The following is an 18,399-nucleotide window of genomic DNA, read 5'->3' as shown; positions in this document are numbered from 1 at the left end:
GGGCCCTTGTCGTCTTTGCGGCACGGAATACCAGCGACCGGCGTAGGTTGAAAGTAGATGTCCCGTCTAACTTTTCGAGGAGCGTGGAATCCGTGCCGAACGCAGCCGAGGAACTGAACAGAACCCCAGTCCCCGACCCCGCCGAAGACAACGCCTTCTTTCCGTCCCCGTACTCGCTGAGCCAGTACGTGCCGTCCACGACAGACTTCGCCGGCGTTCGTTACGAGAATGCCTACACCGGCGGACGCTGGAAGATCCTGATGATCGCCACCGAAGAGCGCTACATGCTCATGCAGAACGGGACGATGTTCTCCACCGGAAATCATCCCGTCGAGATGCTGCTACCCCTGCACCACCTGAAGGCCGCGGGCTTCGGAATCGACGTCGCCACAGTGTCCGGCAATCCGGCCAAGCTCGAGCTCTGGGCGATGCCCCGGGAGGACGAGGCGGTGCTGAACACCTTCTCCGAGCTGTCCGCCCAGCTGAAGAAACCGCAGAAGCTCTCTCAGATCATCGCCGACGGACTGGGCCCGGACTCGGATTACCTCGCCGTATTCATTCCCGGCGGTCACGGCGTGCTTCTGGGCATCCCGGACAGCGAGGAAGTCCGGACGGTCTTGGATTGGGCGCTGGAGTACGACAAATACGTCATCACCCTCTGCCACGGCCCGGGCGCACTGCTCGCCGCCGGCCTGGACCGTGATGAATCACCGTTCCAGGGTTACAGCCTGTGCGTGTTCCCGGACAGTCTGGACACCGGCGTCAACATCGAAATCGGTTATATCCCAGGACAAATGCCGTGGCTTGTCGGCGAGAACCTGCGCAAGCAGGGCATCACGATCCTCAATACCGGGATCACCGGGCAGACACACGCCGACCGCAAGCTACTGACCGGCGACAGCCCCCTGGCGTCCAACAATCTCGGCCTGCTGGCGGCAGAGACCCTGGTCAAGGCGGTCACCGAGAGCTAGACAGGAATAAAGCGGACTATGGTCCTATTGTTAGACGCATGGCACTCGCTGATATCGAAACCAAGCTCACCGGCCTGACGCCGGTCGCCCTGTCGGCATTCCGGATCGTGGTGGGGTCCTTGTTCTTCCTACATGGCACCTCTCACCTGTTCGGTTGGCCGCTCGCCTCGTACCTGCAGCCCGTCGGCACGCTGCCCTGGTGGGCCGGCATCATCGAATTCGTTGGTGGAGCGGCGATCATCCTCGGATTGGGCACTCGGGTCGCCGCCTTCGTGTCATCCGGCGCGATGGCGGTCGCCTATTTCACCTTCCACCAGCCCGAGGGGCTTCTGCCGATCCAGAACAACGGCGAGGGCGCCGCTCTGTACAGCTGGATCTTCCTCCTGCTGGTGTTCACCGGTGGCGGCTCGCTATCGCTCGACCGATTCATTACCTGCGCTAAGCGCTAAGTCCTTACGCGAGAATTGGTTTAGCATCCTGGCCATGGCCTCTTCCAGCACCTCCAGCTCAGTCGCCAAGCTCGACGGCGCCACGCCCGTAGTCCTGTCGTTGTTCCGCATCGTCTTCGGATTCCTGTTCACCGTGCACGGCACCGCCATCCTGTTCCGCTGGCCCGACCTGGCCTCGATGCCCCCGGTCGAGTCGTGGTCGCTGGGCTGGTGGGCGGGCGCCATCGAGTTCCTCACCGGTGTCGCGATTCTGTTCGGCGCCGGGACGCGGATCGCGGCATTCCTGGCCTCCGGCACGATGGCGTTCGCCTATTTCACCCAGCACCAGTCCGCGGGACTGCTTCCCATTGAGAACAACGGCGAACTGGCCGTCCTGTTCTGCTGGGCCTTCTTGCTGCTGGTGTTCACCGGCGGCGGATCGCTGTCGATCGACGCCGCGCTCAAGAAGAGCTAGGCACGACCACCGTGGCGATGAGCGCACGGTGGTCGGTGCCGTAGATCTCCTGGGTAGTCACCGAGGTGGCGGCGGCCCCGCGGGTCAATACGTGGTCGATCCCGATCAGCCGGGTGTACCAGCGCCCCTCACGCCACGTCGGCAGCCAGCCGGCCCCGGCCTGATCCACGGCATCGGCGAAACCGCCGGTGAGAATCTGCCGGAACACGAAGTGATCGTAGGTGGCGTTAAAGTCGCCGCCAACAATGACTTTCACGTCCGGACGCAATGCCTGCAACTGACGGCCGATGGTGTCCAGTTCGGTGAGCCAGCCCGGCGAACTCATATCCTTATCCGGCGGGCGGGTGTGTACGGCGACGAGCATGACCGGCCCCACGTCGGGGATTTCGGCCTCCGCCCAGATCTGCCGCATGGCGAAGCTCTGGTCGTCCTGATGCACCGGGGTCAACGGATACCGACTCCAGATACCGGTGCCCGCGGCCTTCGGTTCGGCAACGGTGTACGAATATGGGAGCACTGAATCAATACCCGCGGCAACGAGTTTCACTCGGGCCTCGGGGGTGAGCTCGTCGACCGTCACCACGCCCACGTCGTGCTCGTGGATCGCGGCCACCACTGCCCCGGCGTCGCCGGCGCCGAAACGCAGATTGGTCTGCAGCACGGTGACAGTTGTCCCCTGCGGGTGGGTGTCGGCAAGGTACAGCGGCGCGATGGCCAGCACCTGCAACGCGATCACCACGGTCGCCGTCAGCACGCCCCACCACTGCCGTACCGAAAGGAACAGCAACAGCCCCAGAATCATCAGCAGGCAGGTGACGGGCCAGCCGGCGGTCAGCCCGATCAGGGGCGACCAACTGGATCGCGCCCAGCGCGACACGATCGCCAGGATGGCAACGACGGCCAGCAGCCAACCCAACGCCCCCACGGCGGTCCGTCCACGCACCTCAGGGACGGTACCTTATGGCACTCTTTTACCCATGCCGTCGTTTAGCCGCGCCGAACTCGAAGAAGCGTTCGCGCAACACCAGGCCACCGTCCATCGCTGTATCGAGACCGGCGACTGGAACCCCTACGCCGAGATGTACACCGACGACGCCCTCTACATCGAACACGTGGTGGGCCGCCTGCACGGTAAGGAGGCGATTCGGCAGTACATCACCGCGGTCATGGCGGAGTTCCCCGGCAACCACATGCCGAGTCTGCCCGCCACCTGGACGGTCTTCGACCCCGAAAAGGGTTGGGTGGTTTGCGAAATCGATAACGTGATGAGCGATCCGGGCGACGGCCAGCATTGGGGCGAACCGAACCTGACCGTGCTGCACTACGCGGGGAACGGGCTGTGGTCTCAGCAGGAGGACGCCTACAACCCCGCGAACATGGTCAAGATGGTGCGGCGTTGGTGTAGGGCCGCCGAGACGTCCGGGAGCCTTCCCGACGAGGCCCGCGACTGGCTCGCCAAGTACGGGTCGCGCAAGAACTAGTCGCCGGTTCTATTCGGCCAGAATCGTCAGCGTTGCCCGCAGCCCGCCCAGCGGACTTTCCGACAGCACCACATCTCCCCCGTGCAGCGCGGCCTGCTGCGCGACGAGCGCCAGACCCAGCCCCAGCCCGCCGGGCTTGGCGCCGGGGCCACGTTCGAACCGCCCGAGCACCCGCTCCCGATCGGACTCGGGAAGGCCGGTGCCGTCGTCGTCGACCTCGATCACCAGTCGGCTATCGGCCCGATTCGCGGCCAGCACAACATGTTTGGCATTGCCATGGTTGATGGCGTTACGCACCAGGTTGTCCACCGCCAGCCGCAGCCCATCGGGCCAGCCCAGCACCACGCCGCCGTCATCGGAGTTGACGGTGATCTCCGGCATGTCGGCACGGTGCATCGAAGCGTCCGCTGCCACCCGGTCCAGCAGGTCGGCGATGTCCACCAGTTCACGGTCCTCGGGACGGGCGAGATCGCCCGAGGCCAGCTGGCCGAGTGCGGTAATGGTGGCTTCGACGCGGCGCTGCGCACGCTGCAGGTCGCCGATCACCTCGGTGCGTTCCTCGTTCGAGAGGTCATGCGCGCGCAGCGTGTCCAGATCGGCGCGCATCGCGGTAAGCGGAGTGCGCAGTTCATGAGCGGCGCTGGCCGCGAAATCGCGGGCCGCCAGAAGAGATTTGGTGGTCTCTGACTGCGCTGCCGAGACCCGTCCGAGCATGGCGGCCATGGCGTCGGCAAGTTCTTCGGACTCCCGTGCGCCGCGCACCGCCGCGACATGCAGACCGTCGGTGTCGAGTTGCCGGGTCTGATCGGTGAGTTGGTGCAGCGGTCGCACCGCCCGGCCCGCGAAAAGCCACGCGAAGCCGCCGGCCAGCAGCATCGAGAGCACACCAACGGCGATGAACACCGGAATTCCACGGTGATTGACCAGGACCGCGTCGGCCCGGGTTCCCAGGGACAGCACGGTCTGCTCTTCCGGGCTCTCGATGGTCCGCACACGGTAGGTCACACCGCCGACGGTGACGTTCTCGGTTCCCAGCGGCAGCCTCGGCAGCTCGACACCCCGGAAGATCACCAGCCCACCACTTTTGGCGTCCCGGACGGTGAGCACAAAGGTGGTGTCCCCGTGTCGGGTGGTGGCCTGTACCGCGTCGACGAGTACATCCAGGCGCCGATCGAGCTGTTGAGTATCATTGCGCGCCAGCGCAATACCGGCGACAATGCCGATCAGGGCAACTACCAGTCCGGCGGCAAGGAAGGCCGCGACCGCAACTCGGGTCCGCAGCGAGAGCGAGCGTTTCACGGCTCTTCTCTCATCACGTACCCGACACCTCGCACGGTATGGATGACCCGAGACGATCCCCCGGTTTCAAGCTTGCGGCGCAGGTAGCTCACGAAAACGTCGGCGACATTGGTCTCCACGTCAAAGTCGTACCCCCACACCAGTTCCAGCAGCCGGGTGCGGCTCAGCACCACACCGGTGTTTTCGGCCAGCACTGCCAGCAGATCGAACTCACGCTTGCTCAGCTCCACGCGTTCTCCGCTGGCGAAGACCAGCCGGCGGGATATGTCGACGGTGATCTGACCGACGGTGATGGCGGAGGCGGCAAGGCCACCGCCGCCCGCGCCGCGACGACGCAGCAGGGCGCGCAGGCGTGCCACCAACTCGCCGAGGTCGAAGGGTTTTGTCAGGTAGTCGTCGGCACCGGCCTCCAGGCCGGCGATCCGGTCATTGACGGTGTCGCGTGCGCTCAGTACGCAGATCGGAATGTCATTACCAAGGGCCCGTAGCGCGGTAACCACCGCCACCCCGTCCAGCTCGGGCATTTGCACATCGAGCACCAGGGCGTCGGGCTCATCGGCCGCGAGCTGGGTCAGTGCATCGCGACCATCGACAGCGACCCGGACGTCGAAACCCGAGTGGCGTAGCCCGCGGGCTACCGAGTTCCGGACGTCCGGGTCGTCATCAACCATCAACACCTTGTGACGGGCGGCATTTTCCTGAGTCATTGCTGCTTAAGGCTAAGCCGCCCGTCTGAGAGAGGTGTTAGGCGTCCTGCTGATCGACCACCGCGGTGACGGCAGGCGAAGCCGGCTTGGCCGGGGCGGCCGGCTGGGTGCCGGCGTTCTCCGCGACGTCCTGAGCGGGCTGCTGCTGCGGCGCGAAGGGGTTCCACGGCTGCTGCGGCTGCTCAGCGGGGGCGTTCTCGGTGGCGGGCTGTGCCGGCTGGCCAACCAGTCCGGCCGGGGCGGCCGGCGCGGCGTCATCGGTGTCCGCGCCACAGCTGCTCTTCAGGCTCGTCAGCGGCTGACGGATCTTGTCGAGCTCGGCCTTGGCGGCGGGCTGGCCATCCAGGTAGGTCTTGATGGCTTCGTGGCGCTCACCCTCGGGGGCACCCTTGGCGGCCTTGGTGATGCCGTCGTTGATGGTCGGGTTCTTGTCCAGGTAGCTCGCGACCTGGCTCGACACTGTCGAGTGGGTACGGGCGAACTCGGCGGCAGTGCACTGGCCGGGAGCCGCACCAGCGGCGCCTGCGAATGCCAGGGCGCTGGCCACTGCACCGGCACCAACGACACCGCTGAGGACAGCAGAGGTGAACTTCATGGAGTAACTCCTTGTTCAGCGTTACAGCCGACGAGATGCCGGCCCGTCCGGGACGCTATCGAGCGTTGGTTGGACGGTCATGGCTCGAACGTTAAGAAACCATGAGAAGCGCGGCGAAAACTACCTCCATGTAGTTCGACGGGCCCCTACTCTCCGGGCCAGCATCGGTTCTTGAAGTCCTGCACCGGCTGACGGATCGCATCCAGGTCTGCCTTGGCCGCCGGATTGGCATTGAGATACGCCTGCACGGCCTCGTGCTTGGCGCCGCCGTCGCCCGGCGTGTTCTTGAGCGCATCGCTTATCCCGGTGTTGACGTCGGGATGGCGCTCCAGGTATTCCGCGCGTTTGGTCGCCTCCACCGCATCGAGCCGCGCTTCCTCGGAGACGGTGCAATCACCCGGCTTGGCATAGGCGGGTGCTGCCACGCCAAGGGCACCGGCGACGACACCGAGACCCACGACAATCGATGTGTATTTCATAGCCGCTCCTTGAGGGATATGGATCCGCGGAAAGGGACCGTGACCCGCACGAAGCTACTCCCCGAACACCCGCTGCACGACCGCTTTCGCGCGCCTGGTCACGCGCAGATAGTTGTCCAGAAACTCGCCGCCATCGTTGTCCGGCCAGCCGGCCGCCGCGGCCACCGTGTTGAGTAGCCGGCCAGGGCCGGGCAGCTGGTCGGTGGGCTTACCCCGCGCCAATACCAATGCGTTGCGTGCGTTGGTGGCGGTCAGCCAGGCCTGGCGCAGCAACTCGGCATCCTCGGCCTCGATGAGCCCGGCCTGCGCTGCGGCCTCCAGCGTCTGCAGGGTCGAGGTGCTGTGCAGAGAGGGATGTTCATGGGCGTGGCGCAACTGCAGCAGCTGCACGGTCCACTCCACATCGGCCAGTCCGCCGCGGCCCAGCTTGGTGTTGGTGTTCGGGTCCGCGCCGCGGGGCAGCCGTTCGGCATCCACCCGCGCCTTGATCCGCCGGATCTCGCGCACCGCGTCCAGGGCGATACCACCGGCGGGGTACCGCGTCTTGTCGATCATGTGCAGGAACCGCAGACCCAGGTCCGCATCTCCGGCGACGCTGTGCGCGCGCAGCAGCGCCTGCACTTCCCACGGTTGTGCCCATTGGGCGTAATAGGCCTCGTAGGCGGTCAGGGTGCGCACCATCGGCCCATTGCGTCCCTCGGGACGCAGACCGGTGTCGACCTGTAGCGGCGGGTCGGTGCTCGGTGCACCGAGCAGCTTGCCAAGCTTCTCGGCGATCGTGGCCGACCAGCGGACGGCCTCGTCGTCGGTGGCACCACCGCGCGCCTCGCACACATACAGGACGTCGGCATCGGAGCCATAGCCCAGCTCGCCGCCGCCCAGACGCCCCATGCCGATAACGGCGATGCTGGCCGGGGCCTCCTCGCCGTCGGGAACACTGCCCTTGATCAGCGCATCCAGGGCGGCCTGCAGCACCGCTACCCACACCGAGGTCAGCGCGCCGCAGACATCGACCACGTCCAGCAGACCCAGCAGATCCGCCGAGGCCACCCGCGCCAGCTCCCGGCGCCGCAACGATCGTGCCGCCCCGATCGCACGCTCCGGATCGGTGTGCCGCGCCGAGGACGCGATCAGCGCACCCGCCACCGAGACTGGCTCCGCCTCAAGGAGTTTGGGACCATTGGGCCCGTCGGCGTACAGCTGAATCACCTCGGGCGCCCGCATGATGAGGTCCGGCACGTAGGCCGAGGTGCCCAGGATCAGCATGAGCCGCTTGGCCACCGCGCCCTCGTCACGCAGCGTGCGCAGGTACCAGGTCTGGTCGACCAGCGCCTCGCTCACTCGGCGATAGGCCAGCAGTCCGGCATCCGGATCTGGGGTATCCGCCAGCCAATCCAAAAGCGTTGGCAGCAAGATGGTTTGGATGCGTCCGCGGCGCCCGCCCTCCTTGGTCAGCGCGGACAGGTGACTGAGCGCATGCTGCGGCTGTTGGTAACCCAGGGCCGCGAGCTGACGCACCGCCGCCTCGTTGGACAGCCCCAACGCCTCCTTGTCGAACTCGGTGACCGACTCCAGCAGCGGTTGGTAGAACAACTTGGTGTGCAGGCGCGACACCCGCACCGCCTGTCGCTTGATCTCGGCGCGCAGCACCCCCACCGCGTCGTTCTGCCCGTCGGGACGCACGTGCGCGGCCCGGGCCAGCCAGCGCATGGCCTCGGTGTCTTCCGGCGCGGGCAAAGTGTGCGTGCGCTTGAGCCGCTGCAACTGCAACCGGTGCTCAAGCAGGCGCAAGAACTCATACGAGGCAGTCAGATTCGCGCCGTCGTCACGCCCGATGTATCCCCCGGTGGATAGCGCCGCCAACGCGTCCACGGTGGAGGCGACATGTAGCGACTCATCGGCCCGGCCATGCACCAACTGCAGCAGCTGTACCGCGAATTCGACGTCCCGCAGCCCACCGGTGCCCAGTTTGATCTCGCGCTCGCGTAGGTCTGCCGGCACCAGCGATTCCACCCGGCGGCGCATCGCCTGTACTTCCGGCACGAAGTCATCACGCTCGCAGGCGGCCCACACCATCGGCATGAGGGCGTCCAGGTATGCCTGGCCCAGCTCCGGATCGCCGACGGCGGGCCGCGCCTTCAGCAGGGCCTGGAACTCCCAGGTCTTGGCCCAGCGCCGGTAGTAGGCCACATGAGAATCCAGGGTGCGCACCAGCGCCCCCGCCTTACCCTCCGGGCGCAGTGCCGCGTCCACCTCGAAGAAGGTGCTCGAGCCGATGCGCATCATCTCCCCGGCGACCCGGGTGGTCAGCGAATCGGCCTCCTGCGCCACGAAGATGACATCGACGTCGCTGACGTAATTAAGTTCGCGCGCACCGCATTTGCCCATGGCGATGACCGCGATCCGGGGCGGGTCCTGCCCCTCCGGGACCACCAGCGATACCGCGACAGACAGTGCCGCCGTCAGCGCGGCATCGGCCAGATCCGACAGGTGCTGGCCCACCACAGGGAACGGCAGCACCGGTTCGTTCTCCACGGTGGCGGCCAGATCGAGTGCGGCGAGCACCAGCAGCCGATCTCGGTACGCGTCGCGCAACGCCGAGATCGCGGCGCCCTCGGATACCGAGGCACGGCCTCTTGCCGCGCCAACAGCCGTCAAGAATCGTTCTTGCAGAGCCTCTTTGGACTCAAGCTCGATATCCCCAACCAACAGCCGCCAACGGGCGGGATGGGCTACCAGGTGATCGCCGAGCGCCAGCGATGACCCGATCACCGAGAGCAACCGCCCGCGCAGGGCGGTATCCGCGCTGAGCTCCCGGTCCAACGCGGCCCAGTCGGCGCCCATCTCCTCGTGCAGCCGGATCAGGGTCAGCAGCGCGGCATCCGCGTCGGGCGACCTCGACAACGACCACAGCAACGGGACGTGTGCCTCGGTGGTCCAACCCAGCTCTTCGAGCAGAGACGCGGCCCGCGCGTCGACGAGCCCCAGCCGCCCGACACTGGGAACCTTCGAACGCTCGGTGGAGGCCCGGGTCACCTCAGAGACCCAAGTAGGCCCGCAGCTCGAACGGGGTCACATTGCTTCGGTAACGCGCCCACTCGGCCCGCTTGTTACGGAGGAAGAAGTCGAAGACATGCTCCCCCAAGGCTTCTGCCACCAGCTCGGAGCGCTCCATGGCAATGAGCGCGTTCTCCAGGGTGCTGGGCAATTCCTTGTAGCCCATGGCTTGACGCTCGGCGCGGGTCAGGCCCCAGACATCGTCCTCGGCCTCGGGCCCCAGCGTGTAGCCCTGCTCCACGCCACGCAGTCCGGCGGCCAGCAGCACCGCGTAGGTCAGGTACGGGTTGCAGGCCGAGTCGGGGCTGCGCACCTCGATGCGGCGTGAGGACGACTTATTGGGCGTGTACATCGGCACCCGGACCAGCGCCGAGCGGTTGGCCGCGCCCCAGGATGCCGCCGTCGGGGCCTCGCCGCCCTGCACCAGCCGCTTGTAGGAGTTCACCCACTGGTTGGTAACGGCACTGATCTCGTTGGCGTGCTCCAGGATTCCGGCGATGAACGACTTTCCGACGGTGGACAGCTGCAGCGGGTCGTCGGGGTTGTGGAAGGCGTTGGTATCGCCCTCGAACAGGCTCATGTGGGTGTGCATCGCGCTGCCGGGGTGATCGCTGAACGGCTTGGGCATGAAGGTGGCATGCACGCCGTCGATGATCGCCACTTCCTTGACCACGTTGCGGAAGGTCATCACGTTGTCGGCCATGGACAGCGCGTCTGCGTAGCGCAGGTCGATCTCCTGCTGGCCGGGCGCGCCCTCGTGGTGGCTGAATTCCACGGAGATGCCCATGGATTCGAGCGCATCGATGGCGTGGCGCCGGAAGTTCGGTGCCGCCTCGTGCACGGCCTGGTCGAAGTATCCGGCGTCATCGGCCGGGATGGGCGCCGAGCCGTCATCGGGCATGTTCTTCAGCAGGAAGAACTCGATCTCCGGGTGCACGTAGCAGGAGAAGCCCAAATCGCTTGCCTTGGCGAGCTGGCGGCGCAGCACATGCCGCGGGTCCGACCAGGACGGCGATCCGTCCGGCAGCTTGATATCGCAGAACATGCGTGCCGAGTGGTGCTTACCGGCGCTGGTGGTCCAGGGCAGCACCTGGAACGTCGACGGATCGGGGTGCGCGACGGTGTCCGACTCGGAGACGCGGGCGAAGCCCTCGATGGACGAACCGTCGAAGCCGATGCCCTCCTCGAACGCGCCCTCGAGTTCGGCGGGTGCGATCGACACGCTCTTGAGGTAACCGAGCACATCGGTAAACCACAGCCGGACGAAACGGATATCTCGTTCTTCCAGCGTGCGCAGCACGAATTCCTTCTGACGATCCATGGTCAGAGGCTATTACATCCGGCCTAGACGAGCACGGATGCTCAGCACCGCAGGTCCTTGGGGGGCACGATGTCGTCCACGAAGTAGCGCGTGACGGCTTCGTCGACGCATGCCTCGCCGTTGAACGCGACGGTGTGCTGGGTGCCCTCGTAGCTGATGAGCGATCCGTTCAATTGCTGTGCCAGTGCCACTCCCGCCTCATAGGGGGTGGCCGGGTCGTGGGTCGTGGAGATGACCACCACCGGCGGCAGTCCGGGAGTCGACGGGGTGTGCGGGGATGAGGTCGGCGCTACCGGCCAGAAGGCGCACAGATCACGGGGGGCGTATCCGGTGAAGGTGCCGTAGCTCGAGAACGGCGCCTGTTCGCGCAGTCGTTTGTCGGCGGCCACCCAGGGCGCGGAATCCCTCGGGGTCGGCCCGTCCACGCACCGAATCGAGTTGAAGGCGTCCTGCAGGTTGTCGTAGCGCCCCTGGTCGTCACGCTCCTGGTACTGGTCGGCCAGCCACAGCAAGTCATCGGGTCCGCTGCCGTCGACCAGTCCCGCCAGCCCGGAGGTCAGGTACTTCCAGTACCGCGGCGTGTACATCGCCTGGATGGTGCCGGTGATGGCGTCCTGGTAACTCAGGCCGCGTGGGTCATTGGTCTTCGCGGGCTTGGCCACCAATGGATCGATCAGCTGGTGGAAACGCTTCACGGCCTGCGAGGGGTCGGTCCCCAACGGGCACTTGGGATCCTTGGCGCAGTCGGCGGCGTAGTCGTTGAACGCCACCTGGAATCCGGTCATCTGCCGCACGTTGGACTCCACGGGGTCGATGGTCGGGTCGATCGCACCGTCCAGGACCATCGTGCGCACATTCTGCGGGAAGTACTCGGCGTACTGGGTGCCCAGCTCGGTGCCATAGGAGTAGCCCAGGTAGTTCAGCTTGCTGTCGCCGACTGCCGCCCTGACGATGTCCATATCCCTTGCCGCCGAGGCGGTTCCGGCGTTGGCGAGAAAGTCCAGCCCCATCCGCTGCGCGCATTCGTTGACGTATTGGCGGTACACGTCCTCGATGTGAGCGACTCCGGCCTGGCTGTAGTCGGCCAGCGGTTCCTTGCGGAAGGCATCGAATTCGGCATCGGTGCGGCACCGCAGGGTCGGTGTCGAGCCGCCGACACCGCGTGGGTCGAATCCGACGATGTCGAAGCTCTGCCCGATCGCGGCGTCACCGAGCTTGGCGCCCATACCGGCCGCCAGGTCCACGCCCGATCCCCCGGGACCGCCGGGGTTGACCAGCAGTGCGCCGATGCGCTTGCCGGTGGCGGGCACCTTGAGCACGGCCAGCTCGGCGACCGCGCCCATCAGCTTGTCGTAGCTGACGGGCACCTTCACCTTGGCGCACCGCGCTGTCGGGATGCGGCTGGTGTCGCTGACGAAGCCGTCGCAGCCGCCCCAGACCACCTTCTGGTCGTAGAACGCCTGCAGCGACGGGCTCGGCGCCGGCAGCGGTGCGGCGGCCGCCGGCATGACGGGGCCCACCGAGAACGCAGCCGAGAACACCAAAAGAATCACCGGCAACGCCCGGCGCATCCGCATCATGGGCCACATCGTGCCATGTCGGACGCCAAAAGGGATCAGCAGCGGGCGCCTTCAGCCGGAGTCGTGACCTTGATGAGATATGTCTCCGCCGCTTTGTCGACGCACTGGTTCCCGTCAAACACGATGGTGTGCTTGGTCCCCTCGTAGGTCAGCAGGCCCCCGCCGAGCTGTTTGGCCAGCTCAACGCCTGCCTGGTACGGGGTTGCCGGATCGAAGGTGGTGGAGACCACCAGCAGTTTGGGCAGACCGGGCACGTTGATGGGGTGCGGCTTGCTCGTCGGCGGTACCGGCCAGAACGCGCACACTCCCAGCGGTGCGTTCCCGGTGAATTGGCCATAGTCCTGGAACGGTGCCACCTCGCGGATGCGGCGGTCCTTCTCGACGGCCTTGGCACGGTCGGTCTCCGGCGGCTCGTCGACACAGTTGATGGCGATCTGCGCGTCCTGCGCGTGGCTGTAGTGCCCCTCTTCATCGCGCTTCATGTACGCGTCGGCGAGCAGCTGCAGGATGTCGCCCGAGCCCTCGCTGAGCTGACGCAGCGCCTTGGTGAACGCCTCCCACAACGTGGGTGAGTACATCACCATGATGGTTCCGATGATGGCGTCGCCGTGGGACAGACCGCGGCCGTCCTTGGTCTTGGCCGGGTGATCCACCAGCGGATCGATCATCGCCCGATAGCGCGCGGTCGCCTGCGCGGGGTCGGTACCCAGCGGGCAGCTCGGGCTCTTGGCGCAGTCGGCCGCGTAGTTGTCGAAAGCCTTTTGGAATCCGGCGATCTGGTCGATATCGGCCTGGGTGGGATCGGCGTTGGGATCGATCACCCCGTCGAGGATGAGTGCCCGCACGTTCTGCGGGAACTGCTCGGCATATGTGGTGCCGATCCGGGTGCCGTACGAGTAGCCCAGGTAGGTCAGCTTCTCGTCGCCGAGGGCGGCGCGGAGCCGGTCCATATCCTTGGCGACGTTCACGGTGCCGACATTGGCGAGGAACTCCAGCCCCACCTTGTCGACGCAGCGCTTCACGAAGTCCTTGGAGTCCTGCTCCATGCGCGCGACGCCCTCGGGGCTGTAGTCGGTGTCGTTCTGCGCGCGCAGGCGATCCACGTCCTGGTCGGAGTTGCATTCGACGGCCGGCGTGGACGACCCGACTCCACGCGGATCGAATCCGATGAAGTCGAAGCTGTCGCGGATGTCCTTGGGTACCTGCTTGACGATGGCGGTCGCGGCCTCGATGCCCGACTGGCCGGGCCCACCCGGGTTCATCAGCAGCGAGCCGATGCGCTTGCCCTTGGCCGGGTACTTGATGATCGCCAGCCGCGCCTTCGCCCCGTCCGGCTTGGCGTAGTCGACGGGCACCTCGAGTTCCGAGCACACGGTGCTCGCCGGCACCGTGGTGTTTTCCGGCGTGAAGCCGTCACAGTCCCCCCAACTGAGGGTGGTTTCCGACGGCTGAGCCGCCATCGCCTGACCTTCGACTGACCGCACACAACCAGAGACGACGGCTACTACCGAGGCAAGAGCCAATACGGCAGCAACCCGCCGACCACGAAACATCATTCAGCCATGGTGCCAGAAGAGACTAGATCCGAGCCTTCAGCTCCTCGAGCGCCACGCCGAAATCGTCCGTCAGGGTGGAAAGGTCGGGCATCAGATCGGGGCAGGAAATCAGGCCGACGTTGAGTTTCCCGTCCAGCGACATCACCGTGACGGTCAGTGCGGCACCGTGGAAGATCGGACCCAAGGGATACATGCCGACCACCTGAGCACCCAAGAAGTACAGCGGCACTTGGGGTCCCGGCACGTTGGAGACCACCAGGTTGTGGATCACCGGATGCCGGTCGGCCAGCCGGATGCGCGAGTAGACACGCATCGCGGTGCCGAACACGGCGGGTGCCGCGAACTGGCTCCAGTCCTGCAGCAGCGTCGCGCCCAGTACCGCGGTGTGCTCCTTGGCCACCGTGTTGGCATCGGAGATCGCGTTGAGGCGCTCCACCGGGTCGTCCACATTGGTCTCCAGGCGGGAGAACATCCCCGACACCTGGTTGCGGCCCGGGCGGTCGGACTTCTCGTGCACCGACACCGGAACCATGGCCACCAGCGAGCTGTCCGGGAGCTCTCCGCGGTCGTCCAGATACTTGCGCAGTGCACCGGCGCAGATGGCCATCACGACATCGTTGACCTTGACGCCGAAGTGGTTCTTGACCGCGCGGACGTCCTCCAGATCCAGTTGGGCGTAGCCGACGTTGCGGCGGCTGGTGATCGTGGAGTTGAACGAGGTGCGCGGCGCCGAGAACGGTGCCGTCATGGCCTCGCCGCGTTTGGAGCGTTCCAGCCAGGCCGGGATGACTCCGATGGTGGAGGGCAGCAGCTTGGCGAACTTCAGCGGCCGCGACGCCCACTTGATAGCGCCGGTGATCGCGATCTCGAGGCTGTTGGCGCCGCCGACCCCCGGCGCGGGTTCGGGCGCCTGGGCATCGGGTTCCAGACCGCACAGCGCCGACATCAGGTTGGCGCCGGTGACGCCGTCGACGGAGGCGTGATGCATCTTGGTCATGACCACGAGCCGATTGGTGTCGCCGGTTTCTATGACCCACATTTCCCAGAGCGGCCGGGCACGGTCCAAGGGCAATGACGCGATATGCCCACACATATCGGAGATCTCGGCCTTGCCGCCGGGCGCGGGCAGACCGACGTGGTGCAGGTGCCGATCGATGTCGAAGTCGTCGTCGTCGACCCACACCGGGTGGTCCAGGTTCAGGCGGCTGTCGGCGAGCTTCTCGGTGAATGAGGAGATGCCCTCGACCCGTTCAATGAGCTTCGCTCGCAGTTTCTCGAACGAGTAGCCACCGGGAATGGTCGTGGTGTCTAATTCCAGTACGCCGCACACGTGCATCGGCTGAGTCGGTGTTTCGAGATAGAGAAAACTGGCGTCAAGTCCGGAAAGCCGCTGCATGCGGCCGATGTTAGGCGAGCTGGTGGCCCCTCGTGCCCGAATGCTGCGACCTCAGGTGTGACCAAGTCCACCCGCTCAGTTATTCATCTCCTCGCCGCCCGGTGGCAGACTGAAGATCGTTAGAAACCCAGGGACCCGGATGGGCCTTGAGGAGACGACCGAAAGAGACGCTGATGTCTGAATCTGCCTTGTATGGCGCTGCTTCCGAGACTTCCCAGAAGCCTCGCACCAAGACCCGCGTGCACCACTTGCAGAAGTGGAAGGCCGAGGGCCACAAGTGGTCGATGCTCACCGCGTACGACTACTCGACCGCACGGATTTTCAACGAGGCCGGGATTCCCGTTCTGCTGGTCGGGGATTCGGCCGCGAATGTGGTCTATGGATACGACACCACCGTGCCGATCACCATCGACGAACTGATTCCGTTGGTACGCGGCGTGGTTCGCGGCGCGACGGAGGCACTGGTGGTCGCCGACCTACCCTTCGGCTCGTACGAGGGCGGGGCCGCCCAGGCCCTGGCGAGCGCGACCCGATTCATGAAGGAAGCCGGCGCGCACGCGGTGAAACTCGAAGGCGGAGAACGCGTTGCCGAGCAGATCGCGACACTGACCGCCGCCGGGATTCCGGTGGTGGCACACATCGGTTTTACCCCGCAGAGCGTGAACGGCCTTGGCGGATACCGGGTTCAGGGCCGCGACGACGCCGCTGCACAGCTCATTCACGATGCCATCGCGGTACAGGAAGCCGGAGCCATCGCCGTGGTGATGGAGATGGTGCCCGCCGAGCTGGCAACACAGATCACCGGCAAGCTCACCATCCCGACCGTCGGCATCGGCGCGGGCCGCGAATGCGACGCCCAGGTCCTGGTGTGGCAGGACATGGCCGGTATGACCAGCGGCAAGACCGCCAAGTTCGTCAAGCAGTTCGGCCAGGTCGGCGCGGAATTGCGCAAGGCCGCCGAGCAGTATGCCGATGAGGTGGCGCGCGGGGTGTTCCCCGCTCCCGAGCACAGCTACTGACAGATCACGCCAAGCTAGGCGCGCACGCCGAGTTTGTTGTCCAGGTACTCCTGGCGGCAGGCTCGGCGTGCGAGCTTTCCGCTGGTGGTACGCGGTATAGCGCCTGCCTGAACCAGCTGGATGTCCGCGATGGGCAGGTTGTGCCGCCGTGAGACAGCCGCGCGAATGGCATCGACGATGGGCTCCGGTGCCGCGCGGCCCGCGCCGGCCGCGCGCTCGGCCACGATGACCAACCGCTCCCCCGTGCCATTGCCCTGGTCGACGCCGGGGGGCAGCTCGTTCGCGGGCGCCGAAAACGCCGCCACAAAACCGTGTCGCACCGCGGGTGACGCTTCCTCGACGGTGGCCTCGATGTCCTGCGGGTAGTGGTTGCGGCCATCGATGATGACCAGGTCTTTGACCCGTCCGGTGATGTACAGCTCACCGTCGAGGTACACACCGAGGTCTCCGGTGCGGAACCAGGTAGCGCCGGGCTCGGTGCCGGTGGCATGGCTGCCTTGGTCGAGTCGGGCCTGCAGCTTGTTACGGAACGAGAAGTCGGTTTCCTTGGGCCTGCCCCAGTAGCCGCGGCCGATGTTGTCACCGTGCAGCCAGATCTCACCGACCTCGCCGTCGACCAGCTCGGTGTCGGCATTGGGGTTGACGATCACCGCCCACTGGCTGCGCGAAATCTTGCCGCAGGACACCTGCGGAACCGCATGCTCATCGTCGGACTCGACCCGGACGGCACGCCCGTTGCCCAGCTCCCTGCGGTCCAGGTACACCACCGAGGCTTCGGCGTCGGAGGGAATGGTGGAAACGAACAGCGTCGCCTCGGCCATGCCGTAGGAGGGCTTGATGGTCGTCGGCGGCAGCCCGTAGGGGCCGAAGGCGTCGTTGAACTTGCGGATCGAGGAGATGCTCACCGGCTCGGATCCGTTGATCAGGCCCGCGACGTTGCTCAGGTCGAGTTCCTCGTTGTCCTTGGGCAGACCACGCTCGGCGGCCAGCTCGAAGGCGAAGTTCGGTGCGGCGGCGAAGGTTCGGCCCAGGTGCGCCTCGGCGGCAAGTTCCTTGATCCACCGTCCGGGACGCCGCACGAACGACACCGGGGACATCAGCGTGATCCGGCCGCCGCACAGCGGGAACAGGATCATCAGCAGGCCCATGTCGTGGTACAGGGGCAGCCAGCTGACACTGCGGATGCTGTCATCCAGGCCGACCGAGATGATCATCTGCAGAACGTTGGTCATCACCGCACGGTGTGTGATCTCCACACCGGCGGGAACCCGGGTGGATCCGGACGTGTACTGCAGGTATGCGATGTCATCGGTATCCGGTGTGACCTTGACGTAGGTCGCGGCCACCGAATCGGGGACGCTGTCGACCGCGACCACGCGGGGGCGCCGTTCCCGAGGCAGCCCGCGTACGAATCGGCTGACCGATTCCGCGGCGGCATTGTTGGTCAGCACCACCGTCGGCTGCGCATCGGTAAGCACCGAATCGAGCCGCTCGGAGTGGCCAGGAAGTTCCGGAGCAAACAACGGGACCGCAATGTTGCCGGCCTCGATGGCGGCATAGAAACCGATCACATAGTCGATGCCCTGAGGGGCGAGGATCGCGACGCGATCCCCAGGCTTGGTGACTTGCTGCAGCCGTGCCGCTACGGCCTGCGAGCGCTGGCCAAGCTGTGTCCAGTTGAGATCGTTGGGTTCGCCATCGGAGTTCGCATTGAAGTCCAGGTATCGGTACGCGAATGTGTCGCCCAGCTGTTCGACGGCACGCTCAAGGTAGTAGTTGACGGTGTAACCGTCTGGCAAGGTGATAGCACCTTTGCCGTCCAAGTACTCCTCAACGCGTAACTTCATGGTGACCTCGGTCTAGCTGTGAACACGACTGGCGGCCCATAAGGGGGACAATACCGACCAGGCAACACTGACACCCGGCACCACACGCGGTGCTAAACGAATATCGCTTCCCAAATCTGATACCCCGACCTTATGAGAACCCTAAGAGAATCTTAGATTACCCCGTGACGACTCGTGACCATTGTTTA

At 65.7% G+C, this 18,399-nt stretch carries 16 protein-coding genes; 5 read left to right on the top strand and 11 right to left on the bottom strand.

From position 1 onward, the window contains the following. Positions 1-92: 92 nt before the first annotated feature. Genes hchA through BB28_RS09790 form a run of 3 tightly spaced genes read left to right on the top strand, consistent with a single transcriptional unit; the run spans position 93 to position 1,874 of the window. Positions 93-971, top strand: coding sequence for a glyoxalase III HchA (hchA, locus tag BB28_RS09800; protein WP_046255714.1), 879 nt, complete (start codon positions 93-95; stop codon positions 969-971). A gap of 38 nt (positions 972-1,009) precedes the next feature. Beyond that, positions 1,010-1,420 carry a DoxX family protein gene (locus tag BB28_RS09795; RefSeq protein ID WP_046253366.1) on the top strand — a complete coding sequence of 137 codons (411 nt, stop codon included), beginning with the start codon at positions 1,010-1,012 and terminating at the stop codon, positions 1,418-1,420. Positions 1,421-1,454: 34 nt separating this feature from the next. Continuing rightward, on the top strand, positions 1,455-1,874 hold the full coding sequence (locus BB28_RS09790) for a DoxX family protein (RefSeq protein WP_046253365.1): 420 nt from the start codon (positions 1,455-1,457) through the stop codon (positions 1,872-1,874). On the opposite strand, the gene BB28_RS09785 is transcribed toward BB28_RS09790, so the two are convergent. Further along, entirely contained in the window at positions 1,861-2,799 is a 939-nt protein-coding gene (locus BB28_RS09785) for an endonuclease/exonuclease/phosphatase family protein (protein WP_046255713.1), read from the bottom strand. The two genes, BB28_RS09790 and BB28_RS09785, sit on opposite strands and share 14 nt — an antisense overlap. 52 nt (positions 2,800-2,851) lie before the next feature. On the opposite strand from BB28_RS09785, the gene BB28_RS09780 reads away from it, so the two are divergent. Then, positions 2,852-3,355, top strand: coding sequence for a nuclear transport factor 2 family protein (locus BB28_RS09780; RefSeq protein WP_046253364.1), 504 nt, complete (start codon positions 2,852-2,854; stop codon positions 3,353-3,355). A 9-nt stretch (positions 3,356-3,364) separates the two neighbouring features. On the opposite strand, the gene BB28_RS09775 is transcribed toward BB28_RS09780, so the two are convergent. From BB28_RS09775 to BB28_RS09735, 9 genes are all read right to left on the bottom strand, one after another. Then, positions 3,365-4,654, bottom strand: coding sequence for a sensor histidine kinase (locus BB28_RS09775; RefSeq protein ID WP_046253363.1), 1,290 nt, complete (start codon positions 4,652-4,654; stop codon positions 3,365-3,367). Continuing rightward, positions 4,651-5,331, bottom strand: coding sequence for a response regulator transcription factor (locus BB28_RS09770; RefSeq protein ID WP_075874189.1), 681 nt, complete (start codon positions 5,329-5,331; stop codon positions 4,651-4,653). Before BB28_RS09770 ends, BB28_RS09775 begins: the two co-directional genes overlap by 4 nt. A 67-nt stretch (positions 5,332-5,398) precedes the next feature. Continuing rightward, positions 5,399-5,956, bottom strand: a complete 558-nt coding sequence (locus BB28_RS09765; protein WP_046253361.1) for a hemophore-related protein — start codon at positions 5,954-5,956, stop codon at positions 5,399-5,401. A 146-nt stretch (positions 5,957-6,102) separates the two neighbouring features. Next, the gene (locus tag BB28_RS09760; protein WP_030095420.1) at positions 6,103-6,435 is read right to left on the bottom strand and encodes a hemophore-related protein; all 333 of its coding nucleotides are present in this window, start codon (positions 6,433-6,435) and stop codon (positions 6,103-6,105) included. Between the two features lie 54 nt (positions 6,436-6,489). After that, a complete protein-coding gene (locus BB28_RS09755; protein WP_046253360.1) occupies positions 6,490-9,471 on the bottom strand; it encodes a bifunctional [glutamine synthetase] adenylyltransferase/[glutamine synthetase]-adenylyl-L-tyrosine phosphorylase in 2,982 nt (993 codons plus the stop codon). 1 nt (position 9,472) lies between these two features. Beyond that, positions 9,473-10,813, bottom strand: coding sequence for a type I glutamate--ammonia ligase (gene glnA, locus BB28_RS09750; RefSeq protein WP_030095418.1), 1,341 nt, complete (start codon positions 10,811-10,813; stop codon positions 9,473-9,475). A gap of 41 nt (positions 10,814-10,854) precedes the next feature. After that, the gene (locus BB28_RS09745) at positions 10,855-12,393 is read right to left on the bottom strand and encodes an alpha/beta hydrolase (RefSeq protein WP_046253359.1); all 1,539 of its coding nucleotides are present in this window, start codon (positions 12,391-12,393) and stop codon (positions 10,855-10,857) included. Positions 12,394-12,428: 35 nt separating this feature from the next. Next, a complete protein-coding gene (locus tag BB28_RS09740) occupies positions 12,429-13,946 on the bottom strand; it encodes an alpha/beta hydrolase (protein ID WP_046255712.1) in 1,518 nt (505 codons plus the stop codon). Between the two features lie 25 nt (positions 13,947-13,971). Continuing rightward, positions 13,972-15,345 (bottom strand): WS/DGAT/MGAT family O-acyltransferase, encoded by a 1,374-nt coding sequence (locus BB28_RS09735; RefSeq protein ID WP_046253358.1) that lies wholly within the window; start codon positions 15,343-15,345, stop codon positions 13,972-13,974. Positions 15,346-15,518: 173 nt separating this feature from the next. Between BB28_RS09735 and panB the strand changes: the two genes are divergently transcribed. Continuing rightward, complete coding sequence (gene panB, locus BB28_RS09730) at positions 15,519-16,364, top strand: 3-methyl-2-oxobutanoate hydroxymethyltransferase (protein WP_030095414.1); 846 nt, start codon at positions 15,519-15,521, stop codon at positions 16,362-16,364. Between the two features lie 14 nt (positions 16,365-16,378). Here panB and BB28_RS09725 read toward each other — a convergent pair whose 3' ends face one another. Further along, on the bottom strand, positions 16,379-18,211 hold the full coding sequence (locus BB28_RS09725; RefSeq protein WP_046253357.1) for a fatty acyl-AMP ligase: 1,833 nt from the start codon (positions 18,209-18,211) through the stop codon (positions 16,379-16,381). Between the last annotated feature and the right edge of the window lie 188 nt (positions 18,212-18,399).

The sequence above is a fragment of the Mycobacteroides chelonae CCUG 47445 genome (genome assembly GCF_001632805.1).
Taxonomy (GTDB): Bacteria; Actinomycetota; Actinomycetes; order Mycobacteriales; family Mycobacteriaceae; genus Mycobacterium; species Mycobacterium chelonae.
This window is presented reverse-complemented; position numbering and strand designations above follow the sequence as displayed.

What these genes read in the sequence shown, in the direction of transcription:
- BB28_RS09740 (WP_046255712.1), bottom strand. Translation starts at nt 13,946, where the DNA reads ATGTTTCGTGGTCGGCGGGTTGCTGCCGTATTGGCTCTTGCCTCGGTA.
- BB28_RS09745 (WP_046253359.1), bottom strand. Translation starts at nt 12,393, where the DNA reads ATGATGCGGATGCGCCGGGCGTTGCCGGTGATTCTTTTGGTGTTCTCG.
- BB28_RS09725 (WP_046253357.1), bottom strand. Translation starts at nt 18,211, where the DNA reads ATGAAGTTACGCGTTGAGGAGTACTTGGACGGCAAAGGTGCTATCACC.
- panB (WP_030095414.1), top strand. Translation starts at nt 15,519, where the DNA reads ATGTCTGAATCTGCCTTGTATGGCGCTGCTTCCGAGACTTCCCAGAAG.
- BB28_RS09795 (WP_046253366.1), top strand. Translation starts at nt 1,010, where the DNA reads ATGGCACTCGCTGATATCGAAACCAAGCTCACCGGCCTGACGCCGGTC.
- glnA (WP_030095418.1), bottom strand. Translation starts at nt 10,813, where the DNA reads ATGGATCGTCAGAAGGAATTCGTGCTGCGCACGCTGGAAGAACGAGAT.
- BB28_RS09790 (WP_046253365.1), top strand. Translation starts at nt 1,455, where the DNA reads ATGGCCTCTTCCAGCACCTCCAGCTCAGTCGCCAAGCTCGACGGCGCC.
- BB28_RS09760 (WP_030095420.1), bottom strand. Translation starts at nt 6,435, where the DNA reads ATGAAATACACATCGATTGTCGTGGGTCTCGGTGTCGTCGCCGGTGCC.
- BB28_RS09735 (WP_046253358.1), bottom strand. Translation starts at nt 15,345, where the DNA reads ATGCAGCGGCTTTCCGGACTTGACGCCAGTTTTCTCTATCTCGAAACA.
- BB28_RS09765 (WP_046253361.1), bottom strand. Translation starts at nt 5,956, where the DNA reads ATGAAGTTCACCTCTGCTGTCCTCAGCGGTGTCGTTGGTGCCGGTGCA.
- BB28_RS09780 (WP_046253364.1), top strand. Translation starts at nt 2,852, where the DNA reads ATGCCGTCGTTTAGCCGCGCCGAACTCGAAGAAGCGTTCGCGCAACAC.